The 22,769-nt window shown below is 30.8% G+C and carries 18 protein-coding genes; 1 reads left to right on the top strand and 17 read right to left on the bottom strand.

Annotation, left to right across the window (positions count from 1 at the left end):
- Nucleotides 1–9: 9 nt before the first annotated feature.
- From ELUMI_RS03060 to ELUMI_RS04540, 12 genes are all read right to left on the bottom strand, one after another.
- Complete coding sequence (locus ELUMI_RS03060; RefSeq protein WP_025734230.1) at nucleotides 10–966, bottom strand: L-lactate dehydrogenase; 957 nt, start codon at nucleotides 964–966, stop codon at nucleotides 10–12.
- 82 nt (nucleotides 967–1,048) lie between these two features.
- Nucleotides 1,049–1,678: a hypothetical protein gene (locus tag ELUMI_RS03055; RefSeq protein ID WP_025734231.1), complete on the bottom strand. Its 630-nt coding sequence runs from the start codon at nucleotides 1,676–1,678 to the stop codon at nucleotides 1,049–1,051.
- Nucleotides 1,668–2,807: an N-acetylglucosamine-6-phosphate deacetylase gene (gene nagA / locus ELUMI_RS03050; RefSeq protein WP_025734232.1), complete on the bottom strand. Its 1,140-nt coding sequence runs from the start codon at nucleotides 2,805–2,807 to the stop codon at nucleotides 1,668–1,670. The genes ELUMI_RS03055 and nagA overlap by 11 nt, the downstream gene beginning before the upstream one ends.
- Before the next feature lie 34 nt (nucleotides 2,808–2,841).
- Nucleotides 2,842–5,049, bottom strand: coding sequence for an SF1B family DNA helicase RecD2 (gene recD2, locus ELUMI_RS03045; RefSeq protein WP_025734233.1), 2,208 nt, complete (start codon nucleotides 5,047–5,049; stop codon nucleotides 2,842–2,844).
- 121 nt (nucleotides 5,050–5,170) lie between these two features.
- Nucleotides 5,171–6,103, bottom strand: coding sequence for a hypothetical protein (locus ELUMI_RS04600; RefSeq protein ID WP_025734234.1), 933 nt, complete (start codon nucleotides 6,101–6,103; stop codon nucleotides 5,171–5,173).
- Entirely contained in the window at nucleotides 6,103–6,702 is a 600-nt protein-coding gene (locus tag ELUMI_RS03035; RefSeq protein ID WP_025734235.1) for an FMN-dependent NADH-azoreductase, read from the bottom strand. Before ELUMI_RS03035 ends, ELUMI_RS04600 begins: the two co-directional genes overlap by 1 nt.
- A gap of 50 nt (nucleotides 6,703–6,752) precedes the next feature.
- Nucleotides 6,753–9,533 carry a DNA topoisomerase IV subunit A gene (gene parC / locus ELUMI_RS03030; RefSeq protein ID WP_198514011.1) on the bottom strand — a complete coding sequence of 927 codons (2,781 nt, stop codon included), beginning with the start codon at nucleotides 9,531–9,533 and terminating at the stop codon, nucleotides 6,753–6,755.
- A 9-nt stretch (nucleotides 9,534–9,542) separates the two neighbouring features.
- Nucleotides 9,543–11,486 (bottom strand): DNA topoisomerase IV subunit B, encoded by a 1,944-nt coding sequence (parE, locus tag ELUMI_RS03025; RefSeq protein WP_025734237.1) that lies wholly within the window; start codon nucleotides 11,484–11,486, stop codon nucleotides 9,543–9,545.
- A 98-nt stretch (nucleotides 11,487–11,584) separates the two neighbouring features.
- Nucleotides 11,585–12,016: a hypothetical protein gene (locus ELUMI_RS03020; protein ID WP_156921418.1), complete on the bottom strand. Its 432-nt coding sequence runs from the start codon at nucleotides 12,014–12,016 to the stop codon at nucleotides 11,585–11,587.
- Between the two features lie 317 nt (nucleotides 12,017–12,333).
- A complete protein-coding gene (gene udk, locus ELUMI_RS03015) occupies nucleotides 12,334–12,963 on the bottom strand; it encodes a uridine kinase (protein ID WP_025734239.1) in 630 nt (209 codons plus the stop codon).
- A 142-nt stretch (nucleotides 12,964–13,105) separates the two neighbouring features.
- Nucleotides 13,106–13,498: a hypothetical protein gene (locus ELUMI_RS03010; protein WP_025734240.1), complete on the bottom strand. Its 393-nt coding sequence runs from the start codon at nucleotides 13,496–13,498 to the stop codon at nucleotides 13,106–13,108.
- 24 nt (nucleotides 13,499–13,522) lie between these two features.
- On the bottom strand, nucleotides 13,523–13,738 hold the full coding sequence (locus ELUMI_RS04540; RefSeq protein ID WP_025734241.1) for a hypothetical protein: 216 nt from the start codon (nucleotides 13,736–13,738) through the stop codon (nucleotides 13,523–13,525).
- Nucleotides 13,739–14,081: 343 nt separating this feature from the next.
- Between ELUMI_RS04540 and ELUMI_RS03005 the strand changes: the two genes are divergently transcribed.
- Entirely contained in the window at nucleotides 14,082–15,005 is a 924-nt protein-coding gene (locus ELUMI_RS03005; RefSeq protein WP_025734242.1) for a lipoprotein, read from the top strand.
- Nucleotides 15,006–15,144: 139 nt separating this feature from the next.
- Here the strand turns inward: ELUMI_RS03005 and ELUMI_RS03000 are convergent, their stop codons facing one another.
- The 5 genes from ELUMI_RS03000 to ELUMI_RS02980 all read right to left on the bottom strand — a co-directional run bounded on the left by ELUMI_RS03000 (nucleotide 15,145) and on the right by ELUMI_RS02980 (nucleotide 22,697).
- On the bottom strand, nucleotides 15,145–17,259 hold the full coding sequence (locus tag ELUMI_RS03000) for a PTS transporter subunit EIIC (protein ID WP_025734243.1): 2,115 nt from the start codon (nucleotides 17,257–17,259) through the stop codon (nucleotides 15,145–15,147).
- 2 nt (nucleotides 17,260–17,261) lie between these two features.
- Nucleotides 17,262–18,710 carry a glycoside hydrolase family 1 protein gene (locus ELUMI_RS02995; protein WP_025734244.1) on the bottom strand — a complete coding sequence of 483 codons (1,449 nt, stop codon included), beginning with the start codon at nucleotides 18,708–18,710 and terminating at the stop codon, nucleotides 17,262–17,264.
- Nucleotides 18,711–19,009: 299 nt separating this feature from the next.
- On the bottom strand, nucleotides 19,010–20,461 hold the full coding sequence (locus ELUMI_RS02990; RefSeq protein ID WP_025734245.1) for a glycoside hydrolase family 1 protein: 1,452 nt from the start codon (nucleotides 20,459–20,461) through the stop codon (nucleotides 19,010–19,012).
- A gap of 220 nt (nucleotides 20,462–20,681) precedes the next feature.
- Complete coding sequence (locus ELUMI_RS02985; RefSeq protein WP_025734246.1) at nucleotides 20,682–21,779, bottom strand: DUF871 domain-containing protein; 1,098 nt, start codon at nucleotides 21,777–21,779, stop codon at nucleotides 20,682–20,684.
- Nucleotides 21,780–21,968: 189 nt separating this feature from the next.
- The gene (locus tag ELUMI_RS02980; protein WP_025734247.1) at nucleotides 21,969–22,697 is read right to left on the bottom strand and encodes an SDR family oxidoreductase; all 729 of its coding nucleotides are present in this window, start codon (nucleotides 22,695–22,697) and stop codon (nucleotides 21,969–21,971) included.
- Nucleotides 22,698–22,769 lie beyond the last annotated feature (72 nt).

Genomic DNA, 22,769 nt, shown 5'->3' with positions numbered 1-22,769 from the left:
ATAAATTAATTATTTAATTGCTTCTCGAGCTTTAATTAAAGTTGCTTTTAAAGTCGCGACTGAGGCATCAAATTGTTTTTGTTCAACTTGAGTTAATTCTCATTCAATAATTTGTTCAATTCCATTGGCCCCAATGATTGCGGGAACTCCAGTATAAACATCATTGTTGTGATATTCACCATTCAATTTAGCCCCAACCATCAATGCTTCTTTTTCATCTCTTAAAATCACGCGACACATTCTTGTCAGCACGGCTCCGATTCCATAAAATGTGGCACGTTTTAATTCAATGATTTTTGATGCCATATGAACTGCTTGATCACGAATTTCATCCAATTCTTTTTGAGTGATTTTCCCATCTTTGATATATTTCGAAATTGGTTGACCCATAACCACAGCATGTGATCAAACAGCAACTGCTGAATCTCCATGTTCACCTGCTAAATATGCATCAACAGATTGAGCACCAACATTTAATTTATCAGCAATCAATCTTTTTAAACGCGCTGAGTCTAAAGTTGTTCCTGATCCAATCACTTTATTTTGGTCAAATCCAGTTACTTCTTGATAAACTGATGTTAAAACATCAACTGGATTTGAAGCGATGATTGTAATTCCATCAAATCCAGATTTGACAATTTCTTCAGCAATTGTTTTCATGATCACAGCATTTCCAGCAACCATGTCTAATCTAGTTTCTCCTGGTTTTTGTGGTCTCCCAGCTGTGATCACAATGATGTCAGCATCTTTGCAATCTGCATAATCCCCAGCTTTAATTGTAGTGGCTGGAAATGGTAAAACTGACATTGTGTCAGATAAGTCAATTGCATTTCCTTCAGCTGCTTGTGGGAATGCATCGATTAAAACATAATCACTTGCTAGTCCTTGATTTATTGCAGCATACAGAAATGAAGTTCCAACCGCTCCTGCTCCGATTAAAACTACTTTGTTTGGTGTTTTCTTCATATAATATTCTCTTTTCGATAATTATTATAACTCTTGTTTTCACCAATAATTACGAAAATCTTTTTTAAATTTAAAAAAATATCTATTCGCCTTCTTTACGATTATTTTCATCTGTAAATGGATTTTTATTATTTTTTTTCAAGAAGATTTCAGCTTCTTTTGTGCGATGATTATAAGTTTCATTTGATAAATTTTCGTTGGAAATGATGTCTTTTTTCTTGCGTTTTTTTTGTTCTTGAAGCATTTGATATTCTTGTTGATTAAAAAAACTATGTTCATTAATGCGGGACATCATTTCCAAAATTGAGGCTAAAACAAAAAAGATAATCATGATAATTCCCATCACAATTAAAATAATTTTTAGGTTTAAAATTGAAATTTTATCATGCGCTAAAATGACCATCAAATTGATGATTGCAAATAGTCAACCAAGTGAATAACTAATCATTGCCAAAGATCATTTTAGCAAATCTTTTTTAGTATGTTCGTATTGACTTTGATGCATGAATTTAAAACGTAAGTAAAAATAAAGAGCCAAACTAATTAAGGTGATAAATGCAAATGCACTTCCAATGGCAATTAAAACTATTCAACTAAGACTATTTTTAAAAACACCAATAATCAGTAAAACAAATCAAATGCTTAAAAGCGTTGATGAAATGGTTGCTAAATATTTTAGTCTTGTATAAAACTTAGGATTATTATTTTTCATAAACTATTTTCCCTTCTGCGATTGTCATTTCCACATTCAAATCATGATCTAAGACAACAAGATCTGCTAATTTATTTGGTGCCAATGATCCTGTTTGATCAAAAATATTTAATTGTTTTGCAATATTGATTGATGTCATTTTGATCAATTCATTCATTGAAGCATTGGTGTATTTTTTCATCGTTCTGACATTGTGATCATAAGTGGCTCCCGCTCCAGCCAAAACTCCATTGGATTTTAAACATACTTTCATTCCAGTTTTAATAACTGGTAATTGACCTAAGAAATATTCACCATCAGCCAAGCCTTTAGCATTCATTGCATCAGTGATAATGCAAATATTTTCAGCACCCTTAACTTGATAAATAAATCTTAAAATTTCGGGTTGTAAATGAATGCCGTCACTGATCACTTCGACCAAAACATCTCTGTGATTGATTGCTCCAACAACCAATCCAGGTCTTTGATGTTCAATCCCACTCATTCCATTAAATAAATGTGTGACATGTTTGGCACCTAATAAATAATCTTTTTCAAATTCTGATGCAAGCATATTGGTGTGACCAATTGAAGGTTCAATTTTGTTTTCGATTAAAAATTTGGTAAAACTTCCATCTTGTAAATCTCCAGCATATGTCATCATTTTCAAATGATGATTTGATCACTCGATCACTTGATTGGTTAATTCAATATTTGGTTTGATGAGTAATTTTTCATCATGAGCACCTTTTTTTTCAACTGCAATAAAAGGTCCTTCCATATGTGCTCCAAGACAAATTGAACCTTCGCGTTTGGTGTTCATATAAACACCAAACGCTTTAAAATTTTTCTCCATTGTCACAACATCAGTTGTGACACTAGCTTGTAAATATTTAGTAATTCCTTCTTGTCCAACAGCTTTGGCAAAAGTTTGAAAACGATCTTGATCACCGGTTTCGAAATCAACTCCATATCCACCATGAACATGACAATCAATAAAACCAGGTAAGATTCATTTACCTTTTAAATCAATTCCATCTTCAACTACACTTCCTTGACCAATCGCTTTGATTTTGTTATCGTGAATAATTAAATAACCATTTTCCAGAATTTCATCTTCAAGCACTATTTTTGCATTTTTTAAAATCATATGTTTGTCTTCTTTTCTAAATTAATTTTATACCTTAAATTATTTGTTGTTTCAATTTATCGATGATTGTGGTTTTTCGACTTCTGGCTTGAGTTTTAATTGCTTGAATTAAAGTGTTGAAATTACCAACAATCATAATTTTTTCTTTTGCCCGAGTAATCGCTGTATAAATTAATTTTTGATTCAAAAACATTGAACTAGCATGACCTGGTTCAATCACAAGGACCACTCGATTATATTCACTTCCTTGGGTTTTGTGCACACTTGCAGCATAAGCCAGAGAAACATCGTTAAAATTTTCTGGTTTAAGTGTGATAATTTTACCATTGTCAAATTTAACATCAGCATGAATAAATTTTTTATGCTCCATTTTTAAATTTTGAATAATTCCAATTTCACCATTTGTTAAATCCATTGTTGATTCATTTTTCAAATACATAATTTTATCGTTTTTGGCAAAACGATAACGATTACGATCATACACCTCTTTTGATTGAGTAATGTTTTTATTAAAGCTTGCTTGAATAAAAGTGTTTAAATTTTCAATTCCCATATTTCCACCATACATCGGGGCAATAACTTGATAATCAAAAGGTGAATGCTTAATATTTTCTAATTGATATTGATAATCAACTTGAATATTTTTTAACATTTTTTCAACATTACTATCAAAAAGAGTTTCGATTTCTCTATGCCCTTCTCAATCAAATTCATCAATGGTGTTGGTTTCAATCGCTTTGGCCAAAGCAATGATTCCATTGCCTTCTTTTTGACGATGAATTTGATTTAATTTGACTTTTTTGAAAACATTTGAACGAATTAAATCTTCAAAAATGTTTCCATAACTAACTGATGGTAATTGATTATAATCCCCAACTAAAACGATTTTTTTTAACTCGCCTTTGGCATTTAATAAATTTGCAAATAAATGATTATCAACCATTGAAATTTCATCGATGATAATCAAATCATAAGTTAAGGGATTGTCTTTGTTTTTTCTGAAATTATCTTTTTCATCAGCTTCTAATAATTTATGAATTGTTCCGGGAATTGCTAATTTTAATGTTTCTTTCAATCTCGCACTCGCCTTACCAGTTGGAGCGGCAATTGTATAATTTGTCTTGCGATAAATTTTTTCATACAACTTGATCATCCCTTGAATCAAACGTGTTTTCCCAGTTCCAGGACCACCAGTAATTAAGGTCACCGGATTTTGAATAAAAATTGTTAAGGCTTTGATTTGATCATCATCATATTTGAAATTTAAAATTCCAGTTTCAAAAGCAATCTCTTTTTCGATGGCCTTTATTTCTTTTTCATAATCTGGTTTTAATTTGGTTGTCGTTTTTTGTTTCAAGATTTCAATCAGTGAATCAACAATGACTTGTTCATCTTCTCAAGCTTCGCTTGAGTAAAATTTTTCACCATCAATATAGACTAAATTATTTTCACAAGCATAAGTTAATCCTTGTTCATATTCTTCTTCAGTTAGTGCTAAATCCTTGATTGTTTTTCGCTTGATAATTCCAAATGAGGTATATGTATCACCACTATTAAAAGCGATATCAACGGCATTTTTTTGAATTCAATAACCAATTCTTTCGCTGGATTTCACATCTAAACCAAAATGCACCGCCACCTTATCAACTTCGTTGAAAGGTTTAATTTTGTGTCTTTGAGCAAAACTAAAAAAATGATTTTCAAAAACAACGTTTGCTTCTCGTTCTGACTCACACAAAATTTTGACTGAATTATAAATATCAATTTTCAACCCATTTTCATAAAATAAAATTTGTAAATGATTTTCTTGATCCATCATTTTTAATTGCGTTTCAATGATCATTGCTAAATGTTTTGGTAAATCTTTGACACTATAAAGTGCTTGATAATTTTCTTTAATTTTAGCAATGGTGTTTTCATTAAAGTGTTCAACAATTAATTTGGCGTATTTTTTTCCAACTCCTGGAAAATTATTTCCAGATAAAAAATTAATCACGGCTTCTGGGGAATTAACTGGAGCTGGTTTAAAATTCATCACATTAAAACTCTTCCCATAAACAGCGTGTTCTTCAATTGTGCCTTGAATTTCATAAAGCATTTTTATTTTCATACTTGAAATTGAACCTTTGATTTTGATTTGCATTTTAGCATTATTTTCCATGCAAAAAAGCGCCATTGCTCAACCGTTATCTTTTTTAGTTAATATTTTAGTAATATAACCACGTATAATTTTGTGTTCCATCTTAAATATTTTACTAGATATCCATTTGGAATAAAAAAATAAATTTTGTTTGTGCTGACAAACAAAATTTATTGCAAATTTATTTTATTTCAAACTTGCTTTCAAGCAAGCAAAAACGCGATTATCTCGCGTTTAAGTTTTCTTGTTGTTTATGTGCTAATCTCTCATATTTCAACATATGAACGCCATCTTTTGCTCAGATACCTCTCATTGTTGCAATAGTGATTTGGAAAATATATGTGACATACAATAAAGTCATTGATAATCTTGCTAAAGCTGCAAAGATTGCGAAAACTTTTCAAGCTCCGCTGTTGTTGCTTGCTGCATAAAAGATATCCATAATTGCCCCAATCAAACGAATGATTGCCATAATCAGAACTCCGATTAATTCTAAAGTAATGATTACAAGTCAAACAATTGAAATTCCATTCATAATTTTAGCTTTTGCTGAATCATGATCGTTAAATTCTTGTTGAGTGTTTTTTGGTAAAAAGAAAATTGATGTAATTAAACCAATCACAAACATTAAACCTAAGAAAATCATCAAGATTAATGGTCCAACTCCGACAACTGTTTTATTGAAAATGTCAGCAAAAGCAATTTTTGAAGCCCCTGTCATTGTAAAAATAAAGAAACTTCCAATCGCAATCACAGAACCAATTAAAGCAATTGGTCCCATGACTTTGGCGATTGTGTAACGTGGGTTAATTGATGATTTTACCTCTTCGTTTGGCATTGATGCCATGATGAAGGGTGTGAAAATTCCACCCAATGATAAACTTAGTGCTGAAATAATAAATCTGTTGTCTGAAATTACTTCATCAGTGTTATTCTTAACAAAGATGATGATTCAAACTCCAGCATAAATTGATTTTCATGCAAAATAAGTGATGATAGCTAATCCTATCCCTGATGTTACGACATAACTGGGTGTTGAATTGGTGTGTTTATTGAAAAAATAAAACGCCATTCCAAACATCATCACAGCCATGAAGATACCAAGATATTGGGCAATATATATAAAACCCCTTGGTACTCTACTATAATTGTTCATTAAAATTCACGTGCTCCTTTTTTAATTTGCTCTTCTAATGTTAATGCTGCCTCACTTGGACTCATTTGATTTAAAGGTGGAAGTTTTGTGCCTGCTAATAAGATTGGTGTATTTACCTTAGCTCCGACAAATTCTCATGTCCCTTTTAAATTTTCAGTATGATTACCTCATGTATATCATCCAAATGGTGCGCCTTGAGTCGTGATTATTTGCACTTTTAAATGCGGTAATAATCCAATCGCCTCTCCTTTTTTTGAATATTTATAAGAAAATGTTTCATTCGCTAACAAAACATGATCCAAATAATTTTTCATTAATCCGGAGATGTTAAAATTGTTCATTGGTGAAGTGACCACAACCTTATCAACATCTTTTAATTGTTGAATATATTTGTGGGCATCTTCCTGGTTCCAATATGTTACAGCATTCGCCGTCGTTAACGTGATGCCAGCCATTTTCTCATTATTTAAGTTTAAATAAATAACTTCATCATGTGGATTAAGTTCTTGATAATATTTTAAAAATAAATCAGTTAATCCTTTTGTGTATGATTTTTCACAAGGAGTTGATGAAGCATTGATTACTAATAATTTACTCACTTTCTTTACCTCCTTCTTAATATTCTAACAAGAAAAAAAGAAAAAAGATTTTACTCATCAAATAAATCGTCAAAATCTAATTGAATGCTTTTATCGTCCTTTTTCTTGTTTTCTGCGACTTTTTTCTTTTTTTCTTGGTCTTTTTTCGGTTTTTGAATCGGAGTTGAAAAATTTCCAAGCACCGAACTAATGTTGCCAAGCATATTTGATAAGCTTGGCATTTCAGCATTTAATTTTGCTTCTGCATCTTTTTTCTCATTTTTCGAAACAATAACTTTTGCGCTGACCTGTCCGCGATTTGCATCGCGGGTTTCCTTATTTTTTGCCATCTTGTCAGCTTTGGAAATATAAATTTCACCATCTGCCACGATTGATGATTCTGGGGCAATATCCCCGTTAATAACAATAAAATCTTTTTCTAAACTTGCATTATTTATGTCTTTAATGCCTGAATCATGTGTCTCGTTGCCAATATTTTGTCTGCGTAATCCGTTGATGATCAATTCTTGATATTCATCATTGCCATCTAAAACATGCACAATATCATTGTTGTCAACAACAAAACCAAATAGCACATCTTCTTTACCGCGTTTACGTTCTGGGAATAATCTCACCCCTCGTTTTGGTCGGACAAAAATTGGAATTTCATTTTGATCAAGACGTTTATAATTATCTTTACTTGTTAATAACATGATGTCGTCATCATCTTCTAAAGGCTTGCTGGCAATAATTAAATCATCTTTAAGATTAGCAGTTTTAACTCCTTTGGAAGTGGTTCCCTGAACTGGAATATCTTCAATGTTGTATCTCACTCCATATCCATTTTGGGTGATCACAACAACCCTTCTTGTTTTGGAAGTGACTAAGCTTGCACTCACAATTCGATCATCATCTGTTAGTTTCATTAACTTAAATGCACGTGTAAAAATCTTGGTTTCTAAATCATAAATTGGAGTTCTTTTAATTAAACCATTTTTACTTGCTAACAAAATTTGTTGGGTTGCTTGTTCAAAATCAGAAACGATGAATGCGGAAATAATTTCTTCATTTCCATCCATTGTGGCCAAGGCATTAATATGCACACCCATCTCTTTTCATTTACTCATTCCAACTTTATATAACGGGATTGAATAGTAAGTTCCGACATTTGAAATCAATAACAAATGGTTTAAATTTGAAACTTCTGCATGTGTGATTCACATATCATTTGGTTTTCGACCGAAAGTGTTAATTTCATTTTTAGCGACAAGATTTGGTTCAATCGCTTTGATGTATCCATCTTTGGAAACCCAAAGATGGAATTTTTTTTCAACTAAAGTGTCTTTGAATTCAACTTCTAAATTTTCGACTAATTCTGTCATTTCAGTTCTTCTGGCAATCGCATATTCTTTTTTAACTTCTTTTAAATCACTAATAATTTCTTTATTTAATTCTTCTTCATGTTTTAAAACAAGTTTTAAATGCGCAATTTGGGCAGTTAAACTGGCATTTTCTTCAGTTAATTTAACAACGTCCGTTGAAGTTAAACGATATAAACGCATATCAACAATCGCTGTTGCTTGGGCTTCGGTAAAGCCAAATGGGGCAGCAACTAAATTTTCAATTGCATTAGCACGATTAGTTGAAGCGCGAATAATTGCAATCACTTGGTCTAAAACTGACATTGCTTTAATTAATCCATCAACAATTTCAATGCGTTTTTCAGCTTTATTTAAATTGAATTGTGATTTAAGTGTAAAAACTTGTTTGTAATGATTAATGTATGCTTGCAGCATCGGAATAATCCCTAATTGTTTTGGTTGTTTATCAACAATTACAACGTTGTTGTAATTGTAAGAAATTGAAAGGGGAGTGTTTTTAAATAAAAATTTACGCACAGTTGTTAAGTTGGCATTATCTTCTAATTCAATCACAATTCGTAAACCTTCACGATCAGTTTCGTCGCGAATTTCTTGAATTCCTAAACCTTGATTGTTGTCAATCACATCCCCAATTTTGCGCACAAGTTCTTGTTTGACAACTTCATATGGGATTTCATCAATGACAATATTACCATTCTCTTCATGTCATTTTGAGTTGATAACAACTTTTCCTTTACCGGTGATAAAAGCATCACGAATTCCGTCCATTCCTTGGACAATTCCTCCGGTTGGAAAATCTGGACCTTTAACAATTCCTAGAATTGTGTCAATTCTAGCACCTGGAGTTTTAATTAAAGCAATTGTTGCATCAATAATTTCTCCAAGATTGTGTGGAGGCATGTTGGTGGCATAACCGGCTGCAATTCCAGTTGCTCCATTGGTTAAAACGTTGGGAAAATAAGCTGGAAGCACAGTTGGTTCTTTTTCACTATCATCAAAATTGGGGGCAAAAACAACAGTGTTTTTGTCCAAATCTTGTAATAATAAACTGGCAATTTTGGCCAAGCGAGCTTCAGTATAACGCATGGCTGCTGCCTCGTCACCATCAATTGAACCATTATTTCCTTGCATGTCAATCAACGGCATATTTAATTTTCAACTTTGACTCATTCGAACCATTGCGTCATAAATACTTGTATCCCCATGAGGATGGTATTTACCAATTACTTCCCCAACAACACGCGCAGATTTTTTATGTGCTTTTTCAAATCAAAGCCCTAAATCTCCCATTGCATATAAAATTCGGCGTTGAACTGGTTTTAAACCATCTCGCACATCAGGGAGCGCTCTTTCTTGGATAATATATTTTGCATAACGACCAAAACGATCACCCATTATGTCTTCTAATGGAAGACTGATGATTCCTTTTTCGTTTTCAACTTGTGAATTATCAATTCCTTTTTTAGCCACAATAACCCCCTATTCTATTTCTTGTTCAGCAAACAAGCCTTTTTGCTCATCTTCTAATGTGAATTGAACATTCACGTCAATTCAATCTTTACGTTTTTCAGCATCATCACCCATTAAAATTTTAAAGGCGTTTTCAGCTGCTAATGCATCTTCAATGGTGACTAAAATTAATTTACGACGTGCTGGATCCATCGTTGTTTCTCATAATTGATCAGCGTTCATTTCTCCCAATCCTTTGTAACGTTGGATATCAAATTTCTTTTTACTTTCTTTCATGATGTTTGCCAATTCAATTTCATCTCAAACATATTGGAATTTTTTATCTGTATATGTCAATTTATATAATGGTGGTAAAGCCAAAAATACATGTTTTGCCAAAATCAATTCTTTCATATAGCGGAAAAAGAAAGTTAATAATAAAGTCTGAATATGTGCCCCATCAGTATCAGCATCAGTCATAATAATAACTTTGCCATAATTGGCATCTTTGACATCAAAATCAGAACCAATTCCAGCTCCAATTGCATTAATGATCGTATTAATTTCTTCATTTTTCATTAAATCAACTAATTTAGCTTTTTCAGAGTTGATGACTTTACCTCTTAGTGGTAAAATTGCTTGAAAACTACGATCACGTCCAGATTTAGCACTTCCTCCAGCTGAATTACCTTCAACTAAATAAAGTTCATTCATTTCACGTTTACGACCTTGAGCTGGAGTTAGTTTGCCTAACATTTTGTTTCTCGAAGTATTTTTTCCTTTAGCATCTCGCACTGCTTGACGAGCTTTTCGGGCTTCATCTCTTGCTTTACGTGTGATTAAGGCTTTTTCAATAATTTTAGTTGCTTGAATTTTGTTTTCTTGTAATCAAAAATTCATGTAATTAAAAGTGGTTGATTCTGTGGCCCCTTTTGCTTCAATCGTTCCAAGTTTTGATTTGGTTTGACCTTCATATTGAATTAAATTTTCCGGAATTTTAACTGTGACAATGGCTGTTAATCCTTCACGTAAATCATTTGAATCCAATCTCGGATCTTTGTCTTTTAAAATTTTTGAAGCTTTGGCATAATCATTGATTGCGCGAACCAAACCTGATTTAAAACCAGTAATATGTGCTCCACCTTCACTAGTTTTAACGTTATTGGCAAAACCTAAAATTGTTTCATTATAATCTTCAGTATATTTTAAAGCGATTTCAACTTCGATTTTTGAGTTAGTTCCTTCAATTTTAATTGTGTCGGTGATCGGGGTGAATTCTTCTGTTAAATCTTTAATAAATTCATGTAATCCATTTTCAAAAATGTATTCAATTTTTTTCTCAGTTTGAGCATCTGTTAAGGTGATTTTTAAATTTGAATTTAAAAAAGCAGATTCTTTTAAACGTTCACTAATCGTTGAAAAATTGAATTTGGTTACAGGAAAAATTTTGGGATCTGGTAAAAAATTCACAACTGTTCCAGTTTTATATGTATTCCCAATTTCAATTAATGGGGTTTTTAATTTCCCACCATTTTCAAATTCTAATTCGTGAATTTTTTTATCACGATAAATTGTGACTTTAAATTTACTTGACAAAGCATTAACAACACTTGAACCAACCCCATGTAATCCTCCAGCAGTTTTATAACCTCCATCACCAAATTTTCCTCCAGCATGGAGAATGCTAAAAATTACTTCTGCTGCACTTTTCCCAGTTGCATGCATTCCAGTTGGAACTCCACGACCGTTGTCTGTGACTGTCACTGATCCATTTTTTTCTAAAACGACATCGATTTCACTAGCATGACCAGCTAGGGCTTCATCAATTGAGTTATCAACAATTTCTCAAACCAAATGATGAAGTCCACGAACATCTGTTGAACCAATATACATTCCGGGACGTTTTCGAACTGCTTCTAACCCCTCCAGAACTTGGATACTTTTTTCATCATAAGTGGTTGTAATTTTTGCCATAAATCTCCTTTTTAACATATTAATTATAGAGAATATTTCCCAAGTAAAAAAGGAAAAATCATTTTTATGATTTTTCCTTGGTTGATCGTTTTAAAATTTTATGTTTTTTCAACAACTTTTTTGGTTTTTTTAAATTGGAAAAAAACACTTGCAGTCATGACTGCTGCAACCCCAGAAATGACGATTCCAGAAACTAAAACAATTGTAATTGGAGAGTTAGGACCGAGGGTTTTATCACCGTCTGGTGGGGTTTTAATAAAATCCAACATTTTCAAAAGCGAATTTGTATCGTTGGCTGCTTTATCAATTCTGCTATAAATAACTGCAAACATAATTAGCAAAGCAACCGAAAAGATTAAACCAAAAACAGCCAAAAGATTTTGGTGTTTTTGACTAACACCATTTTTAACATTTAATTGACGATAGACTAAAACAGATAATGTGATCAGAATATTAAAAATCATAAAAATCATACTCAATCAAAGCACAACATGTAATCAACTTTGAGTATTCACTAAATTATAATCCATTCAATTTCATCAGCTTGCTCAAACATTGCCATTATCTGTTAAGAAATTTAGGTTTGTAAAACCATGAATCACTAAAACGATGAGAAAAGCAAAGACAATTAAAAACGAAAAACAAGAGAATAAATGAAAAAGATTATTTGAAAATTTTAAAGAACGCTTCATAAATATGACCTTCTTCTAGACTTTTTATTAAGTCATATTAATTTTATCAAAGCACAAAAACAATAAAATAGAAATTGCATTTTTTTTGTAAAAAATGCACTATTTTATTGTTAAATTATGGTTTTATTGATGAATTAATTCATTTTTTGAAGTTTTTATTTTGCTAAGATTTCTCGCACTTTTGTTGCAACAAGATCAATGGCAATCTCATTTCCGTCATGAAAAGGAATGATTATATCTGCTTGATTAATACTTGGTTCAACAAAAACATCATGCATCGGTTTAACTGTGGTTAAATATTGTTCAATCACATTGTCAAAAGTACGACCACGTTCTTTGATATCACGCTCTAATCTTCTGATTAAACGAATATCATCACTTGTTTTGATGAAAATTTTTAAATCTCCTAATTTCATAATTTCTTGAATTTGTAAAGCTAAAATTCCATCTAAAATTATGACATCAGCTGGAGCAAATTCTGTTCATTCTTTTTCACGAGAATGAGTGACAAAATTATATTGTGGCAGTTTAATTGCTTGGCGATTTTTTAGTTTGATTAAATCTTTACACAAAAGGTCAACATCAAAACTATTTGGGTGATCAAAGTTTAAGTTTTGTTTTTCTTGCAAAGTTAAATTTGAAAAATCCTTATAATAGTTATCCATTGATAAATAACTCACTGATTTATCTTTCAAAATTTGATTTGCAATTTTAGTAGCAACACTTGTTTTACCAGAAGCAGTTCCTCCAGCAATAATAATTAAAAATACAGGTTTATGGTTCATTGTTTTTTACTCCATATAGCATTATAAAACAAAAACCTAAAAAATCTAAAATTTCTTTGACATTTATTTATGTTTTATCGAGATCAAAATTATTCTCTGGAAAAAAACTTCCTTTTTAACAAGAAATGGAAGTTTTTTTCAATTAAAGAGATTTTTTAACAAGTGGATTTTCACATTTCAGACATTTTAATTCCATATCATGCTTGGAACTAAAATCATAAAAACACAAACCACATTCATATTTATATCTCTTTGGTTTTTCAGCAAGCATTTTTTCAATTTCAGCTTGTAAATCTGCATGATTATTAAGTCAATTGACATTTTTAAAAGCATTTATTTTTGTATGATCAATATCAAGGTCTTCAAAATATTTATTCAAATATTCAGACACATCGGTTGTATAACCGATATGTTTGATTATTGGGCTATGCACTTTTAAATGCACTTGTTCTGCATAATATTTAAATTTTCGATTATGTCTTCCATTCGATGAAGTATCTCGGACTTCGATTTGATGACAATATTGATGCACCATTTCGTGTAATAAAGTTGCTAAAGTTTACTTATAATCTTCATTAAAAGCAAGTCCCCAAATAATAATTTCGTGATATTCATGTTCATGATAAGTTCATAGTTTCCTCGGGGTAAAGTTCCCTCGAATAAAACTTCTTTGTCTATGGTTAGATGCAATAGAAATAATCGCATCTTCTTTTAACTCGTTGTTAAACAAATCTTTGTTCATTTTTTTATAAGCTTTATATAATTCTTTAATCACATAATCAGTTTGAATTGAGTTTTGTTCAATTATTTTATGCTTCTTATTTAAAATTAATGAATTGAGTTTTTACATAATAAGATAAGAGGTTTTTTGCCTCTATTAATTATCTTAATCCAAATAAATTCAAAAAATAAAACATTTTAAAAGGTTGATACTTTTATCTTACAAAAAACTTATAAAGCAGATTTTTAGTAAGAATTAAGCCTTAATAATGAATTATTCTAACTTTTTTGACAATATTTTAATCAATTATTAAAAACTTGCATTTAAATTGGGAACAAATGATGTGTTTAAAATATATAATAATATTTAAGATAAAAACTGTGAAGGGAGTTTAAAAATGAAAAAATTATTAATCTTATTAGGGAGTTTCGGAATGCTCGCAACAACAGCAACCTCTGTTGTTGCTTGCAATCCACAAGTTGAAACTTCAATTAAATATACTAAGCAAAAAACAATTGCACCAACAGGAAATACTTACTTTATGTTTGATAAATCCTTAATTAAAGATTATGACAAAGTTGATGTTGTGGAAGTTGATGAAAATGGGTGAGAAGCAATAAATACAGGATCTAATATGTTAACTCGAGTTTATTTGAACAATAAGTTTGATGAATCTAGTAATGAAATGATGTTCGTGGCTTCGGCAGGCAAGTCTGAAGGAAGAACATACGTTAAATTTAAAGGGGTTAACCGATACAATCCAGCCCGATATCCAGTTTTATTTGGACCATCTTTTGTTGTTGATATTGAAAAATTAGACATTAAAAGCATTAATGTAAATGCATATGTTGGTCAAACCGAACAAGTAATTAAAAATGAAATTGAACGTGTATTATCCGATGTCTCTGGAGCTTCAATAAAAGAAAATATCGACTATAAAATTAAATGACCTGATTCAATTATGAGTGTTGGTGCTGAAATAAAAATTGAAGCCGTGAAAGACATTAAAGCTCAAAAAGGTTCTGACAAAATTTATGGAAGTTTTATTTTTCAGATGAAAGAAGATACCAGAAAACCGATTAATAATTTAGCTTATAAAATATCAGCAAAAGTTGGTGAAAAAGTTGAAAGTGTTGAAAGTAGAATTCAAAACGAAATCAAGAAACTATCACCCAAAGCTAAACTCAATGAGGATTATTGAATCATTTTTAATAACAGCAACCAAAATGGTGTTATGATGTCTGGAAGTGTAGCGGTTCAAACACATCCAAATTCAATGAAAGTTAAAGGCGGTTTTGAGTTCATTGTTTTCAAAGCATAGACGAATAATTTAACCATCTATAAATATCCCCTCCCCCCCTTCTTTTTTTGCACAAAAGGGTTATTTTTTAATAGAAAAAAGCATCTTTAAATGGTGATTTAAAGATGCTTTAGTTATAGTATAGTTTTGAAATTTAAAATTATGCTGTTTTAATTTTTAATTTAGCCTTTCCTTCTTTAAGAATTGGTATTAATGAGACTTCTTCAAGAATTGGTTGTTGATATTCACCTTTATAAACTTCATTAATAATATTTGTGTAATTATTTTTTAAAGCTTTTAAGGTTTCATCATAATTTTGATTTTCAAAAGTTTTGTTAATTAAATTAATTGTTTGCTCATTAATTTTTACAATATTTTCATATTGTAATTTAGCTTGTTTTTCACATTCAGCAATTTTAGTTTTTAAAATTTGAATTTTATTTTCTAAAGTTGTAATTGCTTTTTGGCTTTTGTTAACTTCTTTTAATTTATCTAATTTAATTTCGCTTTTGTCTAATTTAGCAACAAAATTATTATATTTAATATCATTTTTTAGATAAATTTGTTGTAACTTAATATGTTCTTTATCGTTTTGAATTTTTTCAATTTCTGCTAATTCAGCTTTGAAACTTTCAACATTAAGATCTTGATTGTTATTTAAAGCAATATATTTTGCTGCTAAATTTGTTAATTTTTTGATTTTTTGTTTAGCTTGAACTTTTCCATCTTGACCAAATAGGAAAGCAGTGATTAAACATGCTGATCCAGCAGCCATGGCAAAAGTTACTAATGTTCATAAAATATCAGCAACTCCTCCATTAGCATCACCAGCTAGAGTTCCTGTGATGGTATTCATCACAGCTAAAATTCCAAGTCCACCTTGTGAAAAGTAAGGAATTTTCATTATTCCAAAGAATAATCCTCCAATTCCAGCACCAATACATCCAAAGATTAGAGTTTTAAATCTAATTAGTGTAACCCCAAACATCATCGGTTCTGTGACTCCGAAAGCACATGGAATAGCTGCCTCAATTGATTGTTTTTTCAACATACGATCTTTAGTTCTAACAGCAATTCCAAGACCAGCCCCCATTTGTCCAAAGGCTGCAATTTGAGCACCCATCAACATTGGAATTGCAATAGTCATACCAGCTGTTGAATCAGCCAGTCATGGGCCCATGACTAGCATCACCAAAGTCATGTGAGCTCCGGTGATAACTAAGAATTGTCATGATAATGAATAAAACATCACCCCAAGTCCATATGGAATTTCTGATAATAAATTCACAGCTCGTCCTAAAATATTTTCAAAAATTCCAATTACTGGTGCAAGACCAATAAAAACAACAACTGTTGTAATAAACAAGGCGATTGCTCCAGCAAATAAATTATTTAAAAGGTTTGGAACAACCTTATCAACTCCAATTTTTATGTATTTGAATAAAAAGGCTGCGGGAATTAAAACAAAAATACTTCCCATCACTGGTCCCATTTTAATTTTGAATCAACCATCCAAAACATTAACTAGTTGAATGTTTCAACCTTGTAAGATTAATGATGGTGCACAAAGCATAAAGCCTAAAACCGCACCAAATGTTGGGTTTAATTTTAAATATTTAAAACCATTGAAAAGGATTAAAATACCTAAAAATGACATGGCTCCAGTTCCACCAATATAAAATAGAATTCCGATAATAAATGTTATATTATGACCGCCTTGAGCAATTCATTCAGCTTTTTGTTGTAAAAAGCTATTTGCAACAATTACTTGACCTTGAATATCCATAATTGCCATTTGTTGGATTGAAGGGATTACTTTTGCTAATGCCAAAATCGCTTGGATCGAAACAATGATTCCCAAACCAATAACTGCCGGAATCATCGGCATTACAAATCCTTTAATCATATTGAGTAATTTATTTGTCACGCTTAAATGTTCTTGTCCTTGAACTTTTTCAACTTTAAATTCACCGATTTCACCACTTGTTGTGGGTTTGGTTTGAAGCGTTTCAAGATAATTGTTAAAAGCATCAAAAACTTTAGAAACTTCCATCCCAATAATAACTTGTAATTCGTTACCCAATCAATTAATTCCTTTGACCAGTCCTTGTTTTTTTTGCTCCAGAATTTTAGCTTCATTAACTTTGGTTTTATCTAAAATTTTAAATCTTAACCTTGTAACACAATGATAAATTTCACCAAAATTTTCCTTCCCGCCAACTGCTTCATATGTGGTTTTTAAAAACTCATCATATTTATTTTTCGTTTTTGCCATAATTATAATTCACCACTTTCCATAAAATGTTTAAATCAATCAAATGATTTTTTCTTGAAACGATTTCCAGTTCCATTGTGAAAATCATCATAATCAACATAAACTAAACCATATCTTTTTGACATTTCATTAGTTCCTCCTGAAACTAAATCAATCACACCTCACATGGTGTAACCAAAAATATTCACACCATCTTCAATTGCTTCCTTAATTGCCAAAAAGTGTTGTTTTAAATAGTCAATTCTATAATCATCTTCAACTGTTTTTTGATCATTTAATTTGTCATCATAACCCATGCCATTTTCAGAAATAAATAAAGGTAAATGGTAACGATCTCATAAATCATTTAATGTGTATCTCAAACCTTGAGGATCAATTTGTCATCCTCACTCAGTTGCTTTTAAAAATGGGTTTTTTCCTGTGGCTGATAAATTACCACTTGTATTTTCAACTGTTTTTCCAACAGTTCCTGACATGTAATAACTAAATGATAAGAAATCAACTGTATTGTTTTTTAAAATATTCATTTCTTCGGGATTAGTATCAATTTTGACATTCAATTTTTCAAATAATTTCAACATATAAGTTGGATATTCACCAATGGCTGCCATATCATAGTAGAAATAACGATTAAGTTCTTGGTGTTTTTGTCATTCAATTATATTGATTGGATTACAATCAATTGGATAGGCTGTCATGTTGGCAATCATTGATCCAAAAATCTTTTTGTTCAACATTTCATGTCCCAGTTGCACAACTTTAGCTTGTGCTACCATCTGGTTGTGCAATGTTTGAAATCTTAATTGATCATAACTCATCCCAGGATGGTCTTCAAGAAAAGCAACCCCACCCATCATTGGGACAAGTGCACTAATATTAATTTCATTAAAAGGTAGTCAATAATCGACCAAGTCTCCAAATTCAGTCATTAAAGTTTTAGCATATTTAATAAACATCTCGATTACTTGCTTGTTCATTCAACCACCATATTTTACCCCAATTGGATATGGTGTATCAAAATGATGCATCGTTACCATAATCTTTAGTCCCTTTTGTTTACAATAAGTTAACAAATTACGATAAAATTCTAATCCTTTGGGATTTGGGGTTGATTCATCTCCATTGGGATAAATTCTTCCTCAGGAAATTGACATACGATAAATGTCAAGTTTAGCTTCTGCTAATAAATCAATATCTTCTTTATATCGATTGTAATGATTTGATCCAAAACGTTTTGGATAATGTAAACCTTCTTTGTTTTCGATTGCTGGTTCAACAAATGCTCTTGCAAAACCTTTGCGTTTTGAACCAGGGGAAGCACGGTCTTCTAATTTGATATAGGGGATCATTTCCCCCATATTCATAGATTTACCATCTTTGTCAAATTCACCTTCGAATTGATAAGCAGCTGTCGCTCCTCCTCAAAGAAAATCTTTTTTTATAAATTTCATAATTTTACTCCTATTGAAACCCGAAGATTCCAACACTCTTTTATTTTGTGGTAATGAACAATAAAAATAAAGAAAAACACTTAAATAAAAAAGTGCTTTTAAATAAAGAAAATTATTTTTAATTTTTGAAATTTTAGATTAAAAAAATGAACAATGCAATCTCGAAACCAAGATCAACATTAGTTCATTTTTATCTAAAATTTGAATGCGTATTATAATTAAATAATGAATAAAAAAACATTTAAACAAAATTCTCTATCACGCCAATATTTTGATATTTATTATCATTTTTTATGAAATTATAATTCGCCAGTTTCTTGAAATTTTTTAAATCAATAGAATGATTTTTTCTTAAAACGATCACCAGTTCCGTTATGTAAATCATCATAATCAACATAAACTAAACCGTATCTTTTTGACATTTCATTAGTTCCTCCTGAAACTAAATCGATCACACCTCACATGGTGTACCCAAATACATCAGCTCCATCATCAATCGCATCCATAATTGCTTTGAAGTGTTGTTTTAAATAGTCAATTCGATAATCATCATCAACTGTTTTTTTGTCGTTTAATTTGTCATCATAACCCATTCCATTTTCAGAAATAAATAAAGGTAAGTGATAACGATCTCATAAATCATTTAATGTGTATTTCAAACCTTGAGGGTCAATTTGTCATCCTCATTCTGTTGCTTTTAAGAATGGGTTTTTCCCTGTTCCTGTTAAATTACCACTAGTGTATTGAACATCAGTTGTCCCAACAGTTCCTGACATATAATAACTAAATGATAAAAAGTCAACTGTATTATTTTTTAAAATTGCCATTTCTTCTGGATTAGTATCAATTTTGACTTTTAATTTTTCAAATAATTTCAACATGTAAGTTGGATATTCACCTTTAGCAACCATATCAAAGTAGAAATAACGTTGAGTTTGTTGATGTTTTTGTCATTCAAGAATGTTAACTGGATTGCAATCAATTGGATAAGCTGTCATGTTTGCAATCATACATCCGATATTTTTTTTGCCCAGCATTTCATGCCCTAGTTGGACAACTTTTGCTTGACCAACAAATTGATTATGTAATGTTTGAAATCTTAATTGATCATAACTAGTTCCTGGAAAATCTTCAAGGAAAGACGCACCACCCATCATTGGGACAATTGCAGTCATGTTAATTTCATTAATTGGAACTCAAAAGTCAACTAAGTCTCCAAATTCAGTAAAACAAGTTTTAGCAAATTTCACAAACATATCAATTACTTGTTTGTTCATTCAACCACCATATTTTTTCCCAATTGGATATGGTGTTTCAAAATGAGACAAAGTTGCCATTACTTTTATCCCTTTTTCTTTGCAATATTTTAAAACTTTTCCGTAAAATTCTAACCCTTTTTGATTTGGTTCTAGTTCATCACCATTTGGATAAATTCTTGATCAAGAAATTGACATACGATAAATATCAAGTTTAGCTTCTGCTAATAAATCAATATCTTCTTTTCATCGGTTGTAATAATCTGATCCAAAACGTTTTGGATAGTGTAAACCTTGTTTATTTTCAAACACTTCTTCAACTCATGCTTTTGTAAATGATTCAAAATTCAAAGGAATAGATGCTCGATCTTGTAATTTTATATAAGGAATCATTTGTCAAACGCTTAAAGAATGACCGTTATTTTCGAAATTTCCTTCAGCCTGACTTGCAGAGGTTGCACCTCCTCATAAAAAATCTTTTTTTCTATTTTCCATATTTTCACTCCTATATTGATTGAATACCTAAAGTTTCAACACAATAATATTTTCTATTAATTTGAAATAAACAATAGATAACCACTAGAACAAAATAGTACTTTTCAATAAAGAAACTTATTTTTAATTCTTAAAAAATTAGATGAAAAACATTTCAAACAAAGAGTGAAAATTTTTGTTTGGAATGTTTAAATTTTTAATAATTATTGCGTTTAAAGTTTTAAAATTCAAATTTAAAAACTGCTCAAGGTTTAACATAATCTAGTAAAATTATTTCGTTGGGATCAATTTTCCCAACCAAATTATATTGATTATTTTCTATTTCAAAATTGTCTTTTAAAATAATGTGTGCTTCGCCTTTGTAGCTATTACCATTTTCATTCATAATCACAACATCCCCACGATTAAAAATTGATTGTTTATTTTTTGGTGTTACTTTAAAATCTTTAAAAACAATTCTTGAATAAACAGAACGAATAAAAAATTCTGCAATATCTCCACGACTAAAATGTTGGGGAAAATTTAAAATTGTTTTTTCTTCTTGAGTAATATCATTTTCTAAAATTACTTTTAAAGCGATCGTATCACGATTGATTTCAACAACCTCTTCTAATTCTTCTTGACTAGCAAATGCGTTTCCGAACATCACATTATTTATTTCATTTGAATAAAACAATAATTTTGCTTGAGTTGAGCATGGTAAATTTCTAGTCGCTTCTAGGGTTGGTAATTCCTTATTCACACTAGCAACTCCTTGATTTCCAAAATGAGAACCAATAAATGCTGCAGTTTCGATGTTATGTTTGACAAATTTTTGGTTGCAATCATGAAAAAAAGCTAAAGGTAAAGCAGTATTTTTTTGAGGATAGAAATTGTGGCACCCACTAATTCTTGTTCTTGCAGGTTGATAATCTAAAATAGTATCAATCAAATGGTCGTTACTACTCATATTAATTTGAATATCAACTCCATACTCGTTGTGTGATATAAAAGCTAATTCCATCGCTGTTAGTGGTAGATCAAAACGAAGGCATGAAATTCCCATTGCTTTAATTTTTTCATAATTATTTTTTGGAACATTTAACAGTTCAAAACTTGAAGGAGCAACATCAGCAATGACATAATATCCTAACTTGCTTGCATATTTTGTAGCTTGGATTGTCATTTCCAGTTCTTTTTGTTGTTCTTTTTTTAAATGTACAAAACTTACAAACACTAGTTCATAGCCTAATTTTTTAGCACGCTCCAAATAATCTAAAGTTTCATTTAATGGCGCTTGTTCTGGATAAATAGTTATCCCAACTTTTTTCTTTTGCATATTTTTCTCCTTTAACATGTTAAAAGGTGCAAAATATTTAATTTGTTTTTAAAATTTGATGAATTTATCTAAACAATTTTTAAACCCGATTTTGACCTTCTTAAGTATTTTAAAAATTAATCAATTTAAAATCTTAATTTAAAGCAAAAACAAAAAATGCTTTTATAAAAAGAAAGCATTTTTTGAATTTTAAATTTTTTGTTGAGTATGTGTGATCAGCAGTTCTTTAATACTGATGTGTTGCGGTAGTTCATAAGTATATAAGATTGCATCAGCGATATCTTTAGCAATCAAACCACCTTTTAAACGATTCTTATTAATCAAATAAGCATCTAAGACTTCTTGATTGGTTGTTGTATCCAATAAATTAGTATCAACCATTCCAGGTTCAATTAAAGTAAAACGCACATTATTTTCAGCATTTTCTCGTCTGGCTTGTTCAGTGATTGCATTAACTGCAAATTTAGCTCCGTTGTATAAAGCATGATCAATTGAAGTTCAACGTCCAGCCACGGATGATAAATTAATAATTGTTCCATGTTGACGAGCATTCATATCTTTTAAAACACAATCCATCCCGTTCACAACCCCTTTAATATTTACATCTAATGTGTCATATTTGTCTTTAAGCGACTGGTCCACATATTTATCCATTGGCATAATTCCAGCATTATTAATTAATAAATCAACTGGTCCATAAACCGCTTCTGCTTTTTTTATTGCTTGACGAATTTGTTCGATGTCAGTGACATCGACTTTGGCAGTAATTTTATGTCCAATGTCCATTTCATCTAATAACTGAACACGTCGAGCCATCAATAAAACTGGATATCCTTTTTCTGCAAATAATTTCGCTGTTGCTTTACCGATTCCAGATGATGCTCCTGTAATGGCGACTAGTGGTTTTGTTGGTTTCATATAACACTCCGTTTTTCTATTCAAATTATACACCTATTCAAAAGTCACTAATTCATAACTTATTTGTTTTTT

This window comes from Williamsoniiplasma luminosum (assembly GCF_002803985.1).
GTDB lineage: Bacteria > Bacillota_I > Bacilli_A > Mycoplasmatales > Mycoplasmataceae > Williamsoniiplasma > Williamsoniiplasma luminosum.
Note: the sequence above shows the minus strand (reverse complement) of the source record. Positions and strands in the feature narration are given on the sequence as shown.